16 protein-coding genes are annotated in these 19,242 nt (G+C 77.6%); 8 read left to right on the forward strand and 8 right to left on the reverse strand.

What is annotated here, in order from left to right:
- The first annotated feature begins 40 nt into the window (after positions 1-40).
- Positions 41-985, forward strand: a complete 945-nt coding sequence (locus BM158_RS03945) for a MinD/ParA family ATP-binding protein (RefSeq protein ID WP_131801966.1) — start codon at positions 41-43, stop codon at positions 983-985.
- Positions 982-1,656: a GNAT family N-acetyltransferase gene (locus BM158_RS03950; RefSeq protein ID WP_091554872.1), complete on the forward strand. Its 675-nt coding sequence runs from the start codon at positions 982-984 to the stop codon at positions 1,654-1,656. The genes BM158_RS03945 and BM158_RS03950 overlap by 4 nt, the downstream gene beginning before the upstream one ends.
- A gap of 1 nt (position 1,657) precedes the next feature.
- On the opposite strand, the gene BM158_RS03955 is transcribed toward BM158_RS03950, so the two are convergent.
- The 4 genes from BM158_RS03955 to eccCa are packed head-to-tail and all read right to left on the reverse strand — an operon-like array spanning position 1,658 to position 8,481.
- Positions 1,658-2,167: a hypothetical protein gene (locus BM158_RS03955; protein WP_131801967.1), complete on the reverse strand. Its 510-nt coding sequence runs from the start codon at positions 2,165-2,167 to the stop codon at positions 1,658-1,660.
- Between the two features lie 47 nt (positions 2,168-2,214).
- Complete coding sequence (locus tag BM158_RS03960; protein WP_091554875.1) at positions 2,215-2,892, reverse strand: hypothetical protein; 678 nt, start codon at positions 2,890-2,892, stop codon at positions 2,215-2,217.
- Positions 2,889-4,496 (reverse strand): type VII secretion protein EccE, encoded by a 1,608-nt coding sequence (eccE, locus tag BM158_RS03965; protein WP_091554877.1) that lies wholly within the window; start codon positions 4,494-4,496, stop codon positions 2,889-2,891. The genes BM158_RS03960 and eccE overlap by 4 nt, the downstream gene beginning before the upstream one ends.
- 37 nt (positions 4,497-4,533) lie before the next feature.
- Entirely contained in the window at positions 4,534-8,481 is a 3,948-nt protein-coding gene (gene eccCa, locus BM158_RS03970) for a type VII secretion protein EccCa (protein WP_229827921.1), read from the reverse strand.
- 125 nt (positions 8,482-8,606) lie between these two features.
- Here eccCa and eccD point away from each other — a divergent pair, with 125 nt between their 5' ends.
- The 4 genes from eccD (at position 8,607) to BM158_RS03990 (ending at position 12,199) form a co-directional block, all read left to right on the forward strand.
- Complete coding sequence (eccD, locus tag BM158_RS03975) at positions 8,607-10,004, forward strand: type VII secretion integral membrane protein EccD (protein WP_207506149.1); 1,398 nt, start codon at positions 8,607-8,609, stop codon at positions 10,002-10,004.
- A 6-nt stretch (positions 10,005-10,010) separates the two neighbouring features.
- Positions 10,011-11,435 (forward strand): type VII secretion protein EccB, encoded by a 1,425-nt coding sequence (eccB, locus tag BM158_RS03980; protein ID WP_091554879.1) that lies wholly within the window; start codon positions 10,011-10,013, stop codon positions 11,433-11,435.
- A 123-nt stretch (positions 11,436-11,558) separates the two neighbouring features.
- Positions 11,559-11,885, forward strand: coding sequence for a WXG100 family type VII secretion target (locus tag BM158_RS03985; protein WP_091554881.1), 327 nt, complete (start codon positions 11,559-11,561; stop codon positions 11,883-11,885).
- A 17-nt stretch (positions 11,886-11,902) separates the two neighbouring features.
- The gene (locus BM158_RS03990) at positions 11,903-12,199 is read left to right on the forward strand and encodes a WXG100 family type VII secretion target (RefSeq protein ID WP_091554883.1); all 297 of its coding nucleotides are present in this window, start codon (positions 11,903-11,905) and stop codon (positions 12,197-12,199) included.
- A 76-nt stretch (positions 12,200-12,275) separates the two neighbouring features.
- Here the strand turns inward: BM158_RS03990 and BM158_RS03995 are convergent, their stop codons facing one another.
- Both BM158_RS03995 and BM158_RS04000 read right to left on the reverse strand, forming a co-directional pair.
- The gene (locus BM158_RS03995) at positions 12,276-13,598 is read right to left on the reverse strand and encodes a S8 family serine peptidase (RefSeq protein WP_109504821.1); all 1,323 of its coding nucleotides are present in this window, start codon (positions 13,596-13,598) and stop codon (positions 12,276-12,278) included.
- 5 nt (positions 13,599-13,603) lie between these two features.
- Positions 13,604-15,286: a right-handed parallel beta-helix repeat-containing protein gene (locus BM158_RS04000; protein WP_091554885.1), complete on the reverse strand. Its 1,683-nt coding sequence runs from the start codon at positions 15,284-15,286 to the stop codon at positions 13,604-13,606.
- 69 nt (positions 15,287-15,355) lie between these two features.
- On the opposite strand from BM158_RS04000, the gene BM158_RS21460 reads away from it, so the two are divergent.
- Positions 15,356-16,234 (forward strand): SseB family protein, encoded by an 879-nt coding sequence (locus tag BM158_RS21460; RefSeq protein WP_091554887.1) that lies wholly within the window; start codon positions 15,356-15,358, stop codon positions 16,232-16,234.
- A complete protein-coding gene (locus tag BM158_RS04010; protein WP_091554889.1) occupies positions 16,231-16,611 on the forward strand; it encodes a hypothetical protein in 381 nt (126 codons plus the stop codon). The genes BM158_RS21460 and BM158_RS04010 overlap by 4 nt, the downstream gene beginning before the upstream one ends.
- Positions 16,612-16,621: 10 nt before the next feature.
- Here the strand turns inward: BM158_RS04010 and BM158_RS04015 are convergent, their stop codons facing one another.
- Complete coding sequence (locus BM158_RS04015; protein WP_091554890.1) at positions 16,622-18,607, reverse strand: WXG100 family type VII secretion target; 1,986 nt, start codon at positions 18,605-18,607, stop codon at positions 16,622-16,624.
- Entirely contained in the window at positions 18,604-19,218 is a 615-nt protein-coding gene (locus BM158_RS04020; protein ID WP_091554892.1) for a hypothetical protein, read from the reverse strand. The genes BM158_RS04015 and BM158_RS04020 overlap by 4 nt, the downstream gene beginning before the upstream one ends.
- Between the last annotated feature and the right edge of the window lie 24 nt (positions 19,219-19,242).

The raw sequence follows: 19,242 nt of genomic DNA on the forward strand, positions 1-19,242 counted from the left end.
GCACCATGAGGCGCGCGGGGTCCGAGGAGCTGCTGCGCCGGTGAGCTCCCCGTACCCCCCGATGCCCTACTCCGGCCAGCACGCCGCCCCGCACCTCGACCCGGGTGTCGCGGGCCTGGACGCGCCCCGGCAGGCCCCGCGCCGCCGGCTGTTCGGTCGCGGCCTGACCGAGGGCGAGCCGGCCCCGAGCCCCGCCGACGTCGCCGCCTGGACCGGGCTGCTCGGCGCGCCGGTGCCCTCCCCGCGGCGGATCGGCGTCGTCGCGCTCAAGGGCGGGGTCGGCAAGACCACCCTGTCGGTGCTGCTGGCCAGCACCATCGCCCGCTCCCGGCCCGACCCGGTGCTGCTGTTCGACACCGACACCACCTTCGGCTCGCTGGCACTGCGCACCGGGGTGCCGCTGCAGGCCTCGGTGCAGGAGCTCGCCGCCGCGGGTGACCCCGGCCGGTTCGAGATCCTGGCCGGCGCGCTGGCCCGCTCGGCCGACGGCGCCTGGGTGCTGCCCAGCGGCCGCGACCCCGAGCAGAGCGCGCAGCTCACCGAGGAGCTCTACGTCCAGGCGATGAACGCCGTGTACCGGCACTTCGCGGTCATGGTCACCGACTGCGGTGCGGGCCTGGCGACCCCGCTCATGCGCCGGGTGGTCAGCGGCTGCCACAGCCTGGTGCTGGCCACCTCGCCCAGCGTCGACGGCATGCTGGCCGCGCACAACGTGCTGCGCTGGCTGCGCGCCAGCGGGTTCGCCCCGCTGGCCGACCGGAGCATCGTGGCCGTGACGAACGTGCCCGCGCGCGGCGCGGCGGTCGACGTCGCCGAGGCCCGCAACCGGTTCGCCGGGCAGGCCGGCGACTTCCTCACGGTCCCCTCGGACGCCCACCTGGCCACCGGCAGCCAGCTGCGGCTGGAGATGCTCGACGGCGGCACCCGCGCGGCCGCCGTCCGGCTGGCCGCCTCGGCGCTCGGGGCGGCGCTCGCCACCCGATGAGCGAGCTGGACGACCCGGTCGGCGCCTCCCTGCACGGCGCGCACGCCGGTCTGGCCCGGCGGACCGGCCGGGTGGCCACCTACCCGGCCGACGTCGCCACCTTCTGCGCCGTCCCCGCCGACCCCGGACCGGACGACTGGGCCGACCTCGCCGCGCTGGTCGGGCCCGGCGGGCTGGCCGACCTGTTCACCGCGCCGGGCACCCCGCCCGCGGACTGGGACCCGGTCTTCGCGATGCCGGGCCGGCAGCTGGTCGCGCCCGCCCCCACCGGCGACGTCGACCCGCGGGTGGTGGAGCTGGGCCGCGACGACGACGCGGCGATGCTGGACCTGGCCACCCGCACCCGGCCCGGGCCGTTCTTCACCCGCACCGCCCGGCTGGGCACCTTCCTCGGCGTCCGGGACGGCGACGCGCTGGTCGCCATGGCCGGGCAGCGGCTGCACCCCGGCGGCTGGGTCGAGATCAGCGCGGTCTGCACCGACGAGCGGGCCCGCGGCCGGGGCCTGGCCGCGGTCCTGGTGGCCGCGCAGGTCGCCCGCACCGCCGCGGACGGCGGCCGGGCGTTCCTGCACGTCGTGGACACCAACGCCGGTGCCCGGGCGCTCTACGCGCGGCTGGGCTTCACCGAGCGGCGGCCGGTGGTGTTCCGGGGGTTCCGGGTCCCCGGGTGAGTCAGCTGGTGGCGGTCGGCGTGGTGGCGATGCCGCAGTTCTCGCTGAGGTAGGACTGCACGTTCGCCGACGCCGGCTCCACGGTGGCGCCGATCTGCTGCAGGGTGCCCGCGACCTGCTGCTGGCCCTCGGGCGTGGTCAGGTCGACCCCGGCGGTGGCGTCGGCGAGCTGGCGGCCGGCGTCGACGAGGGTCTGCCAGTCTCCGGCGATGGCCTCGGGCGGGGTGACGGCCTCGAGCTGGTCGGTGGCCTGCGTGAGGATCGAGGACAGCTGCGAGGGGTCGGACTGGGCGTCGGTGACGGCCTGGTTGTTCGCGTCGAGCGCGGCCTGCGCCTGCTGGCAGAACTCCGAGTCGTCGGCCGCCGCCGAGCTCCCGGTCGTGGCCGCGGCGGAGGAGGAGGACGACGAGGTGGCCGCGGAGCCGGTGTCGTCGGAGCTCCCCCCGCAGGCGGGCAGGACCAGCAGGGCCGCGGCGGACAGGGTCGCGGGCACGAGGGTTCGCAGACGCATGCCAGCACGCTAACCGACCCCGACCGGTCCCACCGGCCGGACCGGGGTCAGCGGACCAGGTCGCGGATCAGCCAGCGCTCCACCTCGGTGAGCTGCACCGACACCGACCGCCAGCCCGCGCGGGAGGCCACCGCGACCCGGCCCGGCGGCTGGCCGGACAGCGCCCGGGCCGCGTCGGGGAGGTTGAGCGCGGTGGCCACCACGCGGGCCTCGCCGGGCGCGAGCTGGTGCAGCAGCGCGACGTCGCAGCCGGCCAGCAGCGGGGCGTTCCACGAGCTGGCCCGGTCGTGCGCGGTGAGCACCGTCGACCAGCCGCCGGGGCGGTGCGGCTCGACGCTGGCGGGGGAGTCGGCGTCGACGACCAGCAACCGGGGCCGGTCGACCGTGCCGGGCCCCTCGTCGGGGGCGTGGGCGACGGTGGTGATCGAGCCGGTCGCGCCGGCGGCGAGGTTGACGAAGGCCTGCCAGGCGGCGGGCCGGCCGGTCTCGACCACGACGGCGGCGCCGACGGCCAGCGAGCGGAACGCGACCAGCTGGGCCAGCGCGATGCCGCCCACCAGCACGCCGGTGGTCGGCTCGGGCCGGAACAGCGCCACCCCGGCCAGCCCGCCGGAGTCGTCCCGGCCGAGCACCACGCCCGACCCGCCGGTGCGCAGGGTCACCGCGGCGGCGGTCGCCCGGTCGGCGAGGTGGGTGCCGAGCTGGGTCGGCGGGAGCGCGTTCACCGGAGGAACCCGCCCAGCGGCAGCGCGGCCGCCATGCCGAACCGGTGCCGGCCGTGCAGCGGCTCGACCCGGGCCCCGGCGTCGGCGGCGGTGCGGGAGAGCACCGCCGCCAGCTCGTCGGCCCCGGTGCCGGCCGGCACCCGCACCCGCAGGGCGGTCGCCAGCTCCACCCGGTCGCCGCTGCGCCGGGCGGCCACCGACACGGTGGTCTGCAGACCGGCCGCGGTGCCCAGCCGGTCGACCAGGTCCTGCCCGGCCGCGGCGTCCAGGGACGGCCAGTCGACCAGCCGGTAGGTCACGTGCTCGACACCGCCGGCCCGCCAGGACCGCCAGGTCTCGACCGCCTCCGGCGGCTCGGCCGCACCGGACACCGCCCGGACGACGCCGTCGGGCCCGGCGTCCAGGCCCGCCACCCCGAGCAGCGCCGCGCGCAGGTCGTCGGGGCCCAGCAGGTGGCTGCGCAGCGAGGCCCGCTCGAGCTGGCGACGGACCCGCCGGACGGCGTTGGCGACGGTGGTCACCAGGTCGTCGACGCGGTCGTCCTCGGGCAGCCGGGCCACCTGCAGCACCACCCAGCTGCGGCGGCGGGCCGGCACCTGGCCACCGGTGAGCTCGCGGTAGGAGACCGCCGCGGGGTCGGTGTCGCCGGTCCAGCCGGGGGCTGGCACGGTCTGCACCAGCAGCTGCACCGCCACCGGCAGGTCGCCGGACTCGTCGGGCGGCAGCAGGGCGGTCAGCGGCGGCAGCGTGCGCACGGGCTCGGTGGTCGGGTCCTCGGTGGTGGGGGCCAGCGAGAGCACCACCGCGACGCCGTCCCGGTGCACCACGAGGCCGGCGTCGGCGTCGTCGAACCGCACGGCCTGCACGCGCGCCTCCGGGGACACCGCGTCCAGCAGGGCGTCGACCACCGGCGCCGGGCCCGCACCGCCGGCGGTCAGCGGCGTGCGCCGCCGCCGGGCGCGGAACCGGGCGGCCAGCGCGACCCAGGAGTGCAGCCACCTGCCGCGCACCCGGACGGCCGTCACCAGCACGGCGGCGCCGGCGAGGACCGCCACCGGGACGAGCACGGCGGGCGGCTGGCGGTGCACGGCCAGCACCACGGCCGCGGCGGCCTCCCAGACGACGACCTGCAGCAGGTGGAACGGGCCCAGCGTCCACGGCCGGCGGCGCGGCGCCGGCCGGCCCGGGCGCACCCGCTCGGGCGGCCGGCTGCCCGGCAGCGCGGAGTCCAGGGCCGGGACGGCGGCGCCCTGGGTGCGGTCGTCGGCGAGCGCGACCGGCGCCCCCTGCGCCTGCCCCCCAGCGGCGCGGGCGGCGTCGGTCGCCGCGTCGGCGGCCGCGTCGCCGGCCGGCGCCGCGACCGCGTCCGGCCGGGCGGACCAGGCCGGGGCGGGCGCGGGGGCGGCCTGCCGCTGGTAGGGCATCGGGGGCAGCCCGGCCGGGCGTCCGGCGGGGGTCGGGGCGGGTGTCCGGGCGGGGGCCCGGTCCGGTGCCGGGCCGGCCGTGGCCCGGGGCGCCCGCAGCGCGGGACCGACCTCGTCCGCGGGCGGGCCGGTGTGCCGGCCGCCCGGTCGGCTCTCCGGCGGCGGGGTCGAGGCGGTCATCCGGTGCTCCCGGGGAGGTGGGGGAGGGCGGGCACGGTCAGACCCCCGGCGGGGTCCAGGCGAGCTGCACCAGGCGGGTGCCCTCGCGGCGGGTGACCAGGAAACCCCGGCCCGGCGGCAGCGGCTGCGGCTTGACCGCACCGACGAGCGCGCCCTCGTCCTTGTTGCCCGACATCACGATGCCGGGGGTCGACAGCTCGCGCAGGCGCATGAGCACCGGCTCGAACAGGGCCCGGCCGGCGCCGCCGGAGCGACGGGTGAGCACCAGGTGCAGTCCGACGTCGCGGCCCTGGGCCAGCGCGTCCAGCAGCGGCGTCAACGGGTTGGGCTGGGCCGCGGCGACCAGGTCGTAGTCGTCGACCAGCAGGTAGAGCTCCGGGCCGGTCCACCAGCTGCGGTCGCGCAGCTGCTCGGGCGTGACGTCGGGCCCGGGGAGGCGCTTGTCCATCACGGTGGCGACCTCGGCGATCATGTCCCGCGCCTGCGCGGCCGACGTCCCGTAGGCCAGCAGGTGCTCGCCCTCCACGCAGCCGAGCAGGCTGCGCCGGTAGTCCAGCACCAGCATCTTGGCCTGCCGCGGGGTGCAGGTCTCCTGGACCTGCCGGGCGAAGGTGCGCAGGAAGGCGCTCTTGCCGGTCTCGGCGTCGCCGAACACCACCAGGTGGGAGTCGGTGCGCAGGTCCAGGTGCACGGTGCCCAGGTCGGCCTCGGCGATGCCGACGGCGAAGCCCTTCTCCGGCACCGGCCGCAGGTCGGCGTACTCCACCACCGGCGGGAGCAGGCGGACGGCGGGTGCGACCGGCCCCTGCCACGCCCGGGCCACGGCGTCGACGAGGCCGGCCACGCCGTCGGCGAGGTCGTCGACGGTCTGGCCGCCGTCGATGCGCGGCAGCGCGGTGAGCACGTGCATCCGGTCGGCGTTCAGCCCGCGGCCGGGGGTGTCGGCGGGGACGTTCACCGCGGTCCGGCGGTCCAGCGCCGAGTCGTTGGGGTCACCCAGCCGCAGCTCCACCCGGGTGCCCAGCAGGTCGCGGATGGCCGGCCGGAAGTCCATCCAGCGGCTGGCGGCGACCACCACGTGCACGCCGTAGCCCAGGCCCCGGGCGGCGATGTCGGTGATGACGGCCTCGAGGTCGTCGAACTCGCTGCGGACGGTGGCCCAGCCGTCGACGACCAGGAACACGTCGCCGAAGGGGTCGCCGTCGACCTGCCCGGCCCGCAGCCGGCGCCGGTAGGTGGGCATGCCGTCGATGCCGAGCCGGGCGAAGCGTGCCTCGCGGTCGGCGAGCAGGCCGCGCACCTCGGCGACGGTGCGGCGGATCAGGTCGACGTCCATCCGCCCGGCGACCGAGCCCACGTGCGGCAGGTCGCGCAGCGAGGCCAGGGTGCCGCCGCCGAAGTCCAGGCAGTAGAACTGCGCCTCCTGCGGCGTGTGGGTCAGCGCCAGCCCGGTGACGACCGAGCGCAGCAGGGTCGACTTGCCCGACTGCGGGCCGCCCACGACGACCGCGTGCCCGCCCGAGCCGGCGAAGTCCAGCACCATCGGGTCGCGGCGCTGGTCCAGCGGCCGGTCGACCAGGCCGACGGCGGCCTGCAGCTGGCCCCACAGGTCGGGGTTGGCGGCGGTGAGCCCGCGCTGCGGGTCCTCGACGAGCTGGGCGAGCAGCTGGTCCAGCGTGGGCGGCTCCTTCAGCGGGGGCAGCCACACCGGGTGCGCCGGCGCCCCGGCGCCCTCGAGCCGCTCCACCAGGACGTCGAGCAGGCTCTCGCCCACCGCGTCGTCCTCGACCACGGGCGCGTCCTCGTCGCGGTCGGTGTCCACCGGGGGAGCCAGGTACTGGGTGTCGTACTCCAGGACGACCGCGCCCTCGCTGCGGCCCTCGCTGACCGACCCCGCCGTCCGGCGCTTGTAGGTGCCCGACACGTAGGCCGCGCGGAAGCGCTCGAGGGGGTCGGTGCCGAACTTCAGGTAGCCGTGGCCCGGGGCGCGGGGCAGCTCGAACGCGTCGGGGGCGGAGAGGACGACGCGGCTCTCCATCGCCGAGTTGGTGCGCAGGCCGATCCGGTAGGACAGGTGGGTGTCCAGGCCGCGCAGCCGGCCCTCCTCCAGGCGCTGGCTGGCCAGCAGCAGGTGCACGCCCAGCGAACGGCCCACCCGGCCGATCTGCACGAACATGTCGATGAAGTCGGGCTTGGCGCTGAGCAGCTCGCTGAACTCGTCGCAGACGATGAGCAGGCTGGGCACCGGCGCCAGCGGGACACCCGAGGTGCGGGCCCGCTCGTAGTCGCGCAGCGACGAGTAGTTGCCGGCCGTGCGCAGCAGCTCCTGGCGGCGCAGCAGCTCCCCGTTGATCGCGTCGGTCATCCGGTCGACCAGGGGCAGCTCGTCGGCCAGGTTGGTGATCACCGCGCTGGTGTGCGGCAGCCGGTCGAGCTTGGTGAAGGTCGCACCGCCCTTGAAGTCGACGAGGACGAAGTTGAGCGCCTCGGAGTCGTGGGTGACCGCCAGCGCCAGCACCAGGGTGCGCAGCAGCTCGGACTTGCCCGACCCGGTCGCCCCGACGAGCAGGCCGTGCGGGCCCATGCCGTCCTGCGCGGACTCCTTGATGTCCAGCTCGATGGGGGCGCCGTCCGGGCCGACCCCGATCGGCACCCGCAGCCGGTCGCGGTTGGGCCGGGGGGCCCAGCCCCGGGCGACGTCGTGCTCGTAGGGGTCGGAGATATCCAGCAGCTCGGCCAGCCCCATCGCGGTGCTCATCGCCTGCTCCCCGCGGGGGCCCGCGGACAGCCGGAACGGGGCCAGCTGGCGGGCCAGCGCCTCGATGCCCGCGACGCCGAGCTCGTCGGCCCGGCCGATGGGTGCCTCGCCCTCGAGGGTGCGGCTGCGGGCGGTGCCGTCGCGGTCGACGTCGAGCACCAGGGTCGCGCGGTCCAGCAGCCGGGGCGGCGGGGTGGACAGGTCGAGCACGGTGACGCCCTCGACGCCGCCGTCGGTCATCAGGTGGTTGGAGCCGGCGACCTCGCCGCCGTCGAGCACCACGACCAGGTGCGGCCCGGTGACCGAGGTCGCCGGGCCGGTGGGGTCGAACCGGGGCCGGGCGGCCAGCTCGTCCTCCAGCAGCGCCTCCAGCGCCGGCACGGTCGGGGTGAGCAGGCGCAACCGGCCCAGCGCGTCGGAGCGCTCGGGGTGCAGGCAGTGCGGCAGCCAGCGGGCCCACTCCCACTGCGCGCGCTCCTCGGTGCCGGCCACCACCGCGACCAGGACGTCGTCGGGGGCGTGGTGGACGGCCAGCTGGGCCAGCACGGCCCGGGTGAGGGACCGGGCGCGCTCGACGTCGCCGGTCAGGTGCACGCGGGAGAACCCGTTGGCCGCCATCGCGACCGGCAGGTCGGGCACCGAGTTGTAGGCCAGCACGAAGCGGCGCAGCGCGGCCGCGGCCAGCGGCTCGAGCTCGTCCAGCGGGCGGGTCTGCGGCGGCACGATCGGGGTGGCCAGCGCCAGCGGCCCGATGCCGATGCGGACCACGCCGAAGTCGGCGTGGTCGCGGCGGCGCTCCCACAGCCGGTGGCTGGCCGCGGTCACCCACAGCTGGTCAGGGTCGGGGTGCCGGTAGAGCATCGCCCTGCGCTGCTGGACGGCGTTGGCGCGCACCTTCTGCCGGTGCAGGGCCAGGTGGCGCAGGTAGCCGCGGCGGGCCTCGGCCATCTCGGCCTTGGAGGTGCCGCCGCTGTTGGCCACCATCATCACGACCATGCCCAGGGCGCTGACGCCGAGCAGCCCGCCGGCCAGGTAGCCCAGCGGGCCGCCGCGCCCGCCGGTGAACAGCAGGGCCATGGCCCCGGCGCCGGCCAGCATGGGCAGCACCATGAGCACCTGGGTCCAGCGCCGGCCGGCGGCGCCGGGCAGCTCCGGGGGCGGGTCGACGACGACGTCGCCGGTGGGCAGCTCGGGTGCGTCCCGCCGGGGCTGGCGGCGGATCACCACGGTGCTCAGCTGGATCGACCTCCCCGCCCGCGCCGGGGCCGCTCGGCCTCGGACATCTCCGTATCGTATGGGCGCCCACCGCATGCCACTGCCCCGTGCCGCCCCGACCGAGGAGCTCGACACCGATGACCCGTGCGATCGGCGGCGGCCTGGCCCGCGTGACCGTGGCGGCGCCCCGTCGGAGGGTGGACGTGGCGCTGCCCGACGGGGTCCCGGTGGCCGAGCTGCTGCCCGGCCTGCTGCGCGCGGCCGGCGAGGAGCTCGCCGACGAGGGCCAGGTGCACGGCGGCTGGGTGCTGCGCCGGCCCGACGGCGCACCGGTCGACCCGGCCCGCTCGCTGGGCGCGGCGGGCGTGCTCGACGGCGAGGTCCTGCACCTGGTGCCGCGGCACCAGGAGTGGCCGGAGCTGGACTACGACGACGTCGTGGACGCGGTCGCCTCCGGCGCGCGGGCGGTCAGCCGGTCCTGGACGGCGGCCGACACCCGCCGGGCCGGGCTGACCGGTACGGCGGTCGCCGTCCTCGCGGCCCTCGCGCTCCTGCTCACCGCCGGCCCCGACGCGGGCTGGACGACGACCGGCCTGGTGGCCCTGGGCACCGCCGTGGGCTGCGTGCTGCTCGCGGTCGGCCTGGCCCGTGCCCTGGGCGACACGGCCGCGGGCGCCCTGCTGGGCGTGCTGGCGCTGCCGGCGGCCGCGCTCGGCGGGCTGGTGGTCACCCTCGGCGACCAGTCCCTGGCCGAGCTCCAGCCGGTGCACGTGCTGACCGCCTCCCTGGTCGTGCTGGTGGTCGCCCTGGCCGTGCACCTGGGTGTCGGGGACCGCACCCAGTACAGCTCGGCCGGCATCACCGCGGGCCTGCTCGGCGGGCTCGGGGGGCTGCTCGCCCTGCCCGGCGCGATGGACGCGGTCGACACCGCCGCGGTGCTGCTGGCGGTCGTGCTGGCCGCCACCCCGCTGGTGCCGCTGCTGAGCATCCGGCTGGGCGGGCTGCCGGTGCCGGTGCTGCCCACCACGCCCGAGGAGCTGCTGGCCGACGAGACCCCGGCGCCGCGCAGCCGGGTCGAGGCCCGGGTGCGCCGCTCCGACGAGCTGCTCACCGGGATGCTCGGCGGCGGGGCGGTCGTCTCGGTGGTCTGCTGCGCGGTCCTCGTCGCGTCGGCCCGCACGTCGGCCCTGGTGCTGGTCGGCCTGGTCGCCGCGGTGTCGCTGCTGCGCACGCGGCTGTTCCCCGCGCTGCGCCACCGCCTGCCGCTCGCCGCGACCGGGGCGCTCGCGGTCGCGCTGCTGGCCCTCGCCGCGCTCGGCCTGGACGCCGCCGACCGGGTGGTGCTCGCGGTCCCGGTGCTGCTCGTGCTGGCGCTGGCTGCGCTCGCCGCCGGCCGTGCCTGGGCGGTGCGCCCGCCCAGCCCCTACCTGGGCCGGGTGGCCGACGTGCTGGACGTGGTGCTCGTGCTGGCGCTGGTGCCCACCGTCTGCGTGGTGGCGGGCCTGTACGGCTACGTCCGCGGGCTCTACGGCTGATCCGCCGTGGCCAGCCGCAAGGACCTCTTCCAGAGCTACCAGTCGTCGGTGCGCCGGCTGGTCTCCGGGCTCGTGCTGCGCGAGGCCGACCCGGCCCGCACCCCGCTGCGGCGGATGGGCGGCGCGGTCTTCGGCAGCGTCATGGTCGCCGCGCTGACCCTCGCCGTCGCCGGGGTCATCGGCGTCGTCCGGCCCGGGGGCAACACGACCTGGCAGACCTCGGGCCAGGTGGTCGTCGAGGAGGAGACCGGCGCCCGGTTCGCCTACCTGCCCGACGCCGACGGCACCCAGCGGCTGCACCCGGTGCCCAACCTGGCCAGCGGCGCGCTGCTCATGGGCACCGCCACGACCGTGCAGGTGTCGGCGGCGTCGCTGGCCGGGGTGCCGCGCGGGCCCCGGCTGGGCATCCCCGACGCCCCCGACTCGATGCCCGCCCCCGACCGGCTGCTCGGCGCCCCCTGGACGCTGTGCTCGACCCCGCCCGAGCAGGGCAGCGGCGACGAGGTGCCCGACACCCAGCTGGTGGTCGGCCGCTCGACCACCAGCGGCGACCCCGTGGACCAGGCGGCCGTGCTGGTGCGCGACGTCGAGGACGGCTCGCTGCACCTGGTGTGGGCCGGCCACCAGTACCCGGTCCCGCAGGAGGACGCGGTGCTCGAGGGCCTGACCTACCGCACCCAGCCGCAGGTGCAGGTCGGCACCGCCTGGCTGAACGCGATGCCGGCGGGCAACGCGCTGGTGCCCGAGCCGGCCGAGGGGCGCGGGGAGCCCTCCGCGCTGGCCGGCGCGGTGGTCGGGGAGGTCCGGGTCGTCGGCTCCGGCGAGGGCGCGCAGTACTACCAGGTCACCCGCGGGGGGATCGAGGAGATCACCGCGGTGCAGAAGGACCTGCTGCTGGCCGACCCGTCGCTGACCTCGACCGTGTACGTCGGGCGGGCGGTCGAACCGGTGCCGCTGTCGGCCGCCGAGGCCAACTCCGTGCCCCGCGCCGAGCTGGCCGAGCGCACCGACGCCGACCCGCCGGCGCAGCGTCCCGAGCCCGCGGCGGTGACCTCGGCGGAGAGCACGGTGTGCGCCTCGTTCACGGGGGCCGCCCAGCTGCCCGAGGTCTCGGTGCAGGCCGAGGTCGCCGGCACCGACATCGCGGCCGCCACCGGCGGGGTGGGTGCCGACGGCGCGGTGCTGGCCGACTCGGTGGTGGTCGCGCCCGGCGGCGGCGCGGTGGTGCTGGCCCAGGGCTCGGGGACCGCGACCACCGGGGGGCTGTTCCTGGTCACCGACGCAGGGGTCCGCTACCCGGTGCCCGACGAGGACACCCTGGCCGTGCTGGGCTACGCCGGGGTGACCCCGGTGGCCCTCCCGAGCTCGCTGGTGGCCCGCCTGCCGGCCGGCCCGACGCTGGACGTCACGGACGCCCGACTCCCTCTCTGAGCGTGCCGAACGGGTGAACAGCCAGTGACCGGACTCGCGCGACTCGCTTCAGCCGGGTAGTTTCGCCCCGCTAACTGGTGCCGCTCAGGCGCCTCCACGACGACGAGAGAGGTGGGAGACCACATGGCGACCAATGCCGATCCGGTCCAGATGCGCTCCTTCGCCACGGGCGCCGAGCAGACCGCCGACAGCATCCGCGGCATGCTCAACTCGCTGATGGGCCAGCTCAGCGGCCTCGAGTCCACCTGGAAGGGCCGGGGTGGTACCTCGTTCATCCAGGTGAAGAGCACGGTGGAGACCGAGGTCAACAAGCTGCACGCCGCACTGACGGCGATGGGCGGCGACATCCGCACCGCGGCCAACAACTACGACACCGGCGACGAGGAGCAGTCCTCGGCCATGCAGAGCGTCCAGAGCACGACGACCGGCATCACCGCCGGGCTCGCCTGAGAGGGAGGGACCAGATCATGAGTGGTGGTTCGACCTACGCCGTCGACTGGAACATGCAGGGCGACGGCGCCGCCAGCGTCCGCTCCGCGGTCTCCTCGATGGAGAGCCAGCTGTCCTCCCTGGAGTCGCAGGTGCGCGCCATGTACAGCACCTGGGACTCCGACGCCCAGCAGGCCTACTCCAGCCGGCAGACCCAGTGGTCCACCGCGTCGGACAACATCAAGACGGCCCTGACCCAGTGGGCCGGCGGCCTCGACAGCGCCGCCGACACCGCCTCGTCGACCGAGTCGACGAACACCGGCGTCGTCGCCTGACGCACCCCGCACCGCAGCACGAGGCCACCCCCGCCCGGCGGGGGTGGCCTCGTCGCGTCCGGGGGGTCCCCGCGGGTCAGGGGGTCGGGCCGCGCCGGTAGAGGGCGTCGCCGGACAGGAAGCGGGGCGGGTCGTCCGGGCGCACCACCGGGCGGGCCACGCCGGTCCGCCAGCGGCGGCGCCGGGCCCGCGGCACCAGCAGCCCGGCGAGCAACCCGACGACGAGCACCGCGCCCAGCACCGCGGCCACCCGGCCCGCCGTCGTGCCGGAGGCCTGCCGGGCCTCGGCGCGGGCCTGCTCCTGCGGGTCCACCGGGGGCGCCTGGTACGGCGTGGCCGCAGCCGGCCCGGCGGAGGCCAGCGACTCGGTGAGCGCCCGCACCGGGTCCAGCACCCCGGTGCCGTAGCGCTGCGAGTCCGTCCCGCCGGTGGCGGTGGCCAGCAGCCGCTCGGTCAGCGCGGCCACGCGGTCCGGGCCGGCGTCGGGCAGGGGCCGGGCGCGCTCGGCGTCGGGGAGGGCCAGCAGCAGGGCGGCGGTCGCCGCGACGAAGGCCGTGGCGATGCCCGTGCCCTCGTAGACGCGCTGGCCGACGACACCGGTGGACACGACGTCCTCGCCGGGGGCGAGCAGGTCGACGTAGGGCCCGACCTGGGAGGTCTGCAGCCGGCCCCCGGTGCGGGTGGCCGCGCCGACGCCGACCACGCCGGGGTAGGCCGCCGGGTAGGGGGTCAGCGACTCCGGGGTGGGTCCGGGGTCGTCGCGGTCGGGCACGTGGCCGTCGCCCACGGGGGCCACCACGAGCACGCCGGCGTCGACCGCGCGCTGCACCGCGGCCTGCAGGGCGGGGCTGCCCGACCCGGCGACCACGCCGACGTCGACCACCGCCGCGCCCGCGGAGACCGCGGCGTCGATGCCGGCGGCCAGCAGGTCGGGGGACAGCGGCTCGTCCCCGCCGGCGGTCACCGTGACGTCGTCGGAGACCTGCACGGGCAGCACGGTGGCGTCCGGGGCCAGGCCGACCATGCCGGTGGTGCTGACCGGCTGGGCGGCCACCACGCCGGCCAGGCCGGTGCCGTGCGGCACGCAGTCCACCCCCGCGCCGGGCTGGGCGCGCACCAGGTCGACGCCCTCGGCCACCCGGCCGGCCAGCTGCGGGTGGGCGGCGTCCACCCCGGTGTCCACGACCGCGACGGTCACCCCGGCGCCGCGGCTGAAGGGCCACAGCCGGGCGGCCGGGTCGTACCCGGCCTGCGCCCAGGGCACGTCCTGCACGGCGGCGTCGGGGGCCAGGGGCTGGTCGCAGACCTGCACGGCGGCGGCCTGCCCGGGCACGGCGAGGACGGCGGCGACGAGCGCGCCGACGACCAGCGCGGCGCGGGCGCCCGGGCGGGCGGGCACGGGTCTCAGCCGTCGGCGAGGGCGCGGGACACGTCCTCGGCGGTCAGCGTCTGCAGGTCGGCGAGCGCGGGGCGGGCGCCGAGCGCGCGCAGCCGCTGGGACTGCACCTTGCGCAGCTTCTCGAACAGCTTGCGGGCCTCGCGGGCGTTCCCGAAGTCGGCGCCGCGCTGCACCGTGGCGAAGTGGTGCTCCAGCAGCGGGACGGCGTCGTCGGCCAGCCGGTAGTCGCCGGCGCCGATCATCCGGGTGATGATCAGCACCAGCTCGTCGGCGCCGTAGTTCTCGAACTCCACGGTCTTGACGAAGCGGGAGGCCAGGCCCGGGTTGGCGTCGAGGAACTGCTGCATCTCCGCGGTGTAGCCCGCGGCGATCACGGCCAGGGTGTCGCGGCGGTCCTCCATCAGCTTGACGATCATGTCGATCGCCTCCTGGCCGAAGTCGTTGCCCCCGCCGGCCTGCCGGGACAGCGTGTAGGCCTCGTCCAGGAACACCACGCCGCCGGCGGCCTCGTCGAACACCGCGGCGGTCTTCTCGGCGGTGTGCCCGATGTACTGGCCCACCAGGTCCCGCCGGGAGACCTCCCGGAGGGGGCCGCCCGGCAGCGCGCCCAGCGCGGCCAGCAGCTGGCCGTAGATGCGGCCCACCGTGGTCTTGCCGGTGCCCGGGGCGCCGGCGAAGACCAGGTGGTGGCTGGCGCCGCCGACGGCCAGGCCCGCGCTGCGCCGCCACTCGTTGACCTGGATCTCGTCGATGATGGCCCGGACCTCGGCCTTGACGCCCTCCAGGCCCACCATGGCGTCGAGCTCGGCCAGCAGCTCGTCGACCCGCTCCGGGTCGCCCTGCTCGGCCGCGCCCGCGGCGCCGACGCCGGCCGCGGCGCCCTGCGCGGCCTCGAGCACCTCGACCTGGGCGCCGGGGTCGACGCTGACGCCGGGCTCGGCGGTCCGCTCGGTGCGGCAGCCGTCGACGGTGCCGGTGGTGCCGGCGTCGAACAGGACGCCGGGCCCGCCGCAGGCGTGCAGCTTGCAGCGGGTGAGCTTCGCGGAGCTGCTCTGGGTGACGTGCACGCCGGCGGCCGCCGTCCCGCTGATGTCGCAGCCCTCGAGCACCGGGTGCCCGCCCTGGTAGGCGTAGACGCCGCGGTGCCCGCCCACGACGACGAGGTTGCGCAGCACCGGGTCGGCGCCCAGCCGGACGAGGACGGCGTCGTCGCCGCTGTCGCGCACGGTGGTGTCCTCGACCGTGCCGCCGCTCTCCTCGAGCACCAGGCCCTGGGTGCCGCCGGTGACGGTGCAGCCGGTCGCGGTGAGGGTGCTCCGGTCGGACAGCCGCACCCCGGCGCCGTGCCCGGCGCGCACGGTGACCGACCGCAGGGTCAGCCGGGCGCCCTCGGCCTCGACGGCGGTGGTGTCGCCGCCGACCACCACCAGGCCCTCCACCACCACGGTCGCGTCGCGGACGCCCAGGGTGGCCAGGTAGTCGCCGGACCCGGCCAGCACGACCTCGGCGTCCTCGCCGGCGCCGTCGGCGGCCCGGATCGTGACGTCCTTGCCCAGCACCTGCAGCGACTCGGGGTAGCTGCCCGGGGCGACCACCACGGTCGCGCCGGTGGGGGCGTCTCCCACGGCCTCGCCGATCGTCGGGTACGCGCCCGGGGTGCCCGGGTCCACCTGGAGGGTCTGGCTCATCGCTCCGGTTCCGACGGCGGGGCGGGACGACCGAGACCCTACCGTCCACCACCGCTTAGGGTCCGGGTCATGGACGACGGCTTGCTGGCCGACGCGCTGGCCCGGGACGACGTGGTGGCGGCGCTGCAGCTGCTGCGGCCGGCCCAGCTGGTGGTGCCGCTGGCCGAGCGCGCACCGGGCGGGGCGCACCGCTGGGGCACGCTGGAGGCCGCCGACCGCCGCTGGCTGGTGGCCTTCACCAGCTGGCCGGCCATGGAGCGGGCGACCGGGCGCAGCGGGGTGCCGGGCCGGGTGGTCTCGCTGCCGGAGCTGGCGGCCGGCTGGCCGGACCCGACGTGGGGGCTGGCGGTGGACCCCGGGCTGGCCGGGCACCTCACGCTGGAGGCGGGCACGGTCGCGCGGCTGGCCGCGCCGTCGCTGGCCGAGCAGGTCGCCGCCGAGCCCGACCTGGTGCACCCGCTGGTGCAGGCGCTCCTGCCGGTGGCCGAGGTCGACCCCCGGCTCGACCGCGGCGACGGCCGCTACTCCGGCTACGTGCACCAGCTGCACGACGTGCTGCACATCGCCACCCCGACGGGGCTGGTGCGCGCCCTCGGTCGGTCCGGTGACGGCCCCGAGCTGGTCGGGGACCGCGGGTCGGTCTTCCTGCTGCGCTGGCCGGCGGTGGGCCCCGAGCTCTACCGCCCCGCCTACGGCGGGCGCACGGAGGAGGGCCGGGACGCGGTGGCCGGGTGGGTGGTCGAGGACGCCCCGTTCGTCGGGCTCGGGTTCTCGCCGCAGGTGGACGCCCTGGTCCGCGAGCACCGGGTGCACGGGGTGGAGCTGCCGCACGACGCCCAGCTGTTCGAGCTCGGCGAGGACGGCCGGGAGCACCGCTGGGGCACCTGGGACGGCGACCGCGGCACCTGGCTGCTCACCCCGCCGCGGTACGCGGAGGTGCCGGCGTGAGCTGGCGCGCCCGGCACGGCGGCGAGGAGCACCCGTGCTCCCCGCACCCCGGGCCGGCGGGCCTGCGGGTGCGGCTGCGCAGCGAGGTGGCACGGCCGGGCTGGGACGAGGTGGCCCCGGGCACGTGGGTGCTGGCCGTCCCCGCGCAGGAGGTCGAGGCGCTGCTGCACGTGCGCACCGTCGGCCGGTGGCGCGGCGAGGACTGGCTGGTCGTCGAGGACCTCGGCGACGACCTGCTGCTGGAGCACCTCGGGGGCGCCGACCCCGTGGCGCGGGCCGCCGGGGCGACCCGCGTCGACCGCGGGGTGTGGCACCGCCGGGTGCCGCGCGAGGAGGTCAGGTCGGTCCGGGAGGCGCAGACCCTCGTGGAGGTCTGACCCGGACCGGTCAGCCGCGGCCCAGGGCCGGGCCGGAGCGCTCGGGCCGGGTCCGTTCCTTCGGGCGCTCCACCACGTGCGGCGTGGCGTCGTCGACGTCGAACAGCTCGGCGTCGCCGACGAACCCGGGGCGCTGCACCTTCTCCTCGTCGCGGTCCTTCCCCCGCCCCCGCCCGGCGACCGGTGCGCCGGTGGAGGGACGGCCACCGCCGGCCACGGGGCGGCCGCCGCCGATCTCGCCGGGGGTGCCGGGACGGGCGGACGGTACGCCGCGCCCGTCCAGGCCGCGGCTGATCGCCGTCCGGCCGGTGGTCCCCGACTCGGGCGTGGTGGGACGGCCGGTGCGGCCGCGACCGGCCAGGCCGCCCGCGCCGGGCAGCCCGCCGGCGCCGGGGCCGGCGACGCCGCCGGGGGCGGCCGGGCGGGCGCCGGTGGGTGGGGTGCGGGCCCCCAGCAGCGGCCGGGCGGCCCCGCCGGGTGCGCCGGGGCCGGCCGGGGCACCCGTGCCCGGGGTGCCCGGCCGGGTCGGGGCGCTGCGTCCGGGGAGGGCGGCGCCGCCGGGACCGCTGGGCCGGGCCGGGGCTCCGGGCCGACCGGACCCGGGTGCGCCGGGGGCTCCGGGGCGGCCCGTGCCGGGTGCCTCGGGTGCACCGGGACGCGCCGAGCCGGCGTGCCCGGGGGAGGCGGGCGCACCGGGGCGGCCCTGGCCGCCGGCCCCGGGGGCGCCGGGTGCCGACGGGCTCTGCCGCCCGCCGAGCTGGGGTGCCCCGCCGCCGGCACCGGGCCGGCCCGTGGGTGCCGCGGGGGCCGTCCGGCCACCGAGTCCACCGGGGGCGCCGGGTGCCGCGGGCCGGGCGCCGGGGGCACCGGCCGGGGCCTGCGGTGCCGCACCGCGCGGTGCGGCCGGGGCGGTGGGGGCGCCGCCGAGAGACCCTCGCGGGGCCGAGGGGGGCGTACCACGGACACCGGCCAGCCCGGCCGCGCCGGCCAGACCGGCAGCGCCGGTGAGCCCGGCGGCGCCGGCGAGCCCGCCGGGCAGCTGCGGGGGAGGCTCCGGGGTCGTCCCCGTGGCGCCGTCGGGCAGGACGGGCGCCTGGGGGGCCGGACCGGGCAGGACCGACGGCGCCGGCGGCGCCACCGGCGTCGGGAGGGTGGTCGGGAGCGTCAGCACCGGGACGCCGACCAGCACGGCCTCGGGTCGCGGGCCCTGGGGCGCGGTCGGCGGCTGCCCGGTGGGGGCGCTCGGCGGCGCACCGCCTGGCGCACCGGGGGCGCCTGGCGCACCGGGGGCTCCGGGTGCGCCCGGACCACCGGGCTGGCCCGGCGTGGGCATGGTCGCGTCCCGGGGCCCCATGAACCGGTTGCCCGACCGGATGCCGATCTGGGCGTTGGAGTAGCTGTCGGCGACCTGGTTCATCAGGGCGCGGGCCCGCTCGTTGTACTGGGCCTTCAGGTTCCCCGAGCGGTGGTAGCCGACGACGTCGGTCACGTCGCGGTACATCTCGACCGGGTTGAGGTTGCCCCACCCGGCGTCGTCCTGCTCCTGCAGCTTCTGCGCCTCGCGCTCGTACTCCTCGTAGAGGGAGTTCATCGCCGTCTGGTGCTCGGCGATCTCCTGCCCGAGCACCTCGAGGGCGGTCTTGTTGTCCACCGCCGCCTGGTGCCACTCGTTGAGCGAGTAGGTGGTGGCACCGACGTGGAGGAGGAAGCGCTCGGCGGCCTCGGAGTCCCAGTCGGCGGCCAGGGCCTTGCCCTTGGTGGTGAGCCGGTCGGAGAGGTCCTGCAGACGCGTGGCCAGGCGACCCCAGGCCGCTGCCGCGGCCGTGATCGTCTCCGGCTCCTCCTGCTGCATGTTGAGCCAGATCTCGTCGATCTGGGCCGACGCGGGGTCGAGCCGGACGTCGGGGCGCTCGGGGGCGTCCGGGAGGTGGTAACCGCCGTCGGGGCCGACGTGCGCGTGCCCGTCCTCGGCGAAGCCGAAGTTGGCCTCGCTCACGCCGTGTAGTCGGTGCCCGAGGTGTAGACCGGGGGGCCCTCGGTCTGCAGGTCGGGGGTGCCGACGCCGTCGTACTTGTTCTCGTCCTCGCCGTAGGCCTGCTGGTTCTCCGACACCCGGTCGGTGTCCTGCGAGGACTGGGACGGCTCGGCCGGGCCCTCGGTGGTCGCCTCGGGCAGCTCCACGTCGGACCCGTCGACGGCCACACCCGGGGCGTCGTCGGCGTCGCCGCGCTCGGCGGCCGCCTGCTGCTCGGCGATGGCGGACTGCATGCCCTTGCCCGGCGCCGGCATGAACGCGCCGTTGACGACGTCCATCTCGTCCTGCTGCTGGGCGTCGGCGGTCAGGTAGTTCACCGCGATGGTCTGCGCGCCCGTCGCCAGCGCCATCACACCGAGGGTCGCGTCGTTGTTGAGCATCGCGACCAGCTGCCCGGCGATCATGTGCGACTGCAGGGCGCCGCCGCCCTCCGAGGTGCCCGAGGCCCCGATCCTGGCCTGGGCGATCGTGCCCAGCTCGGTGCTGGCCGCCTCGGCGAACTCGCCGGCGAGGGGCTGCACCTGCGAGGCGAAGTCGCTGATGCTCTCGATGCGCGCGTTGGTTCCGGACACGGTGGTCTCCCGGGGCGTTCTCGT

It is taken from the genome of Klenkia taihuensis (assembly GCF_900112525.1).
GTDB lineage: Bacteria > Actinomycetota > Actinomycetes > Mycobacteriales > Geodermatophilaceae > Klenkia > Klenkia taihuensis.

What these genes read in the sequence shown, in the direction of transcription:
- BM158_RS03950 (WP_091554872.1), top strand. Translation starts at nt 982, where the DNA reads ATGAGCGAGCTGGACGACCCGGTCGGCGCCTCCCTGCACGGCGCGCAC.
- BM158_RS03955 (WP_131801967.1), bottom strand. Translation starts at nt 2,167, where the DNA reads ATGCGTCTGCGAACCCTCGTGCCCGCGACCCTGTCCGCCGCGGCCCTG.
- eccE (WP_091554877.1), bottom strand. Translation starts at nt 4,496, where the DNA reads ATGACCGCCTCGACCCCGCCGCCGGAGAGCCGACCGGGCGGCCGGCAC.
- eccD (WP_207506149.1), top strand. Translation starts at nt 8,607, where the DNA reads ATGACCCGTGCGATCGGCGGCGGCCTGGCCCGCGTGACCGTGGCGGCG.
- BM158_RS03985 (WP_091554881.1), top strand. Translation starts at nt 11,559, where the DNA reads ATGGCGACCAATGCCGATCCGGTCCAGATGCGCTCCTTCGCCACGGGC.
- BM158_RS03990 (WP_091554883.1), top strand. Translation starts at nt 11,903, where the DNA reads ATGAGTGGTGGTTCGACCTACGCCGTCGACTGGAACATGCAGGGCGAC.
- BM158_RS04000 (WP_091554885.1), bottom strand. Translation starts at nt 15,286, where the DNA reads ATGAGCCAGACCCTCCAGGTGGACCCGGGCACCCCGGGCGCGTACCCG.
- BM158_RS21460 (WP_091554887.1), top strand. Translation starts at nt 15,356, where the DNA reads ATGGACGACGGCTTGCTGGCCGACGCGCTGGCCCGGGACGACGTGGTG.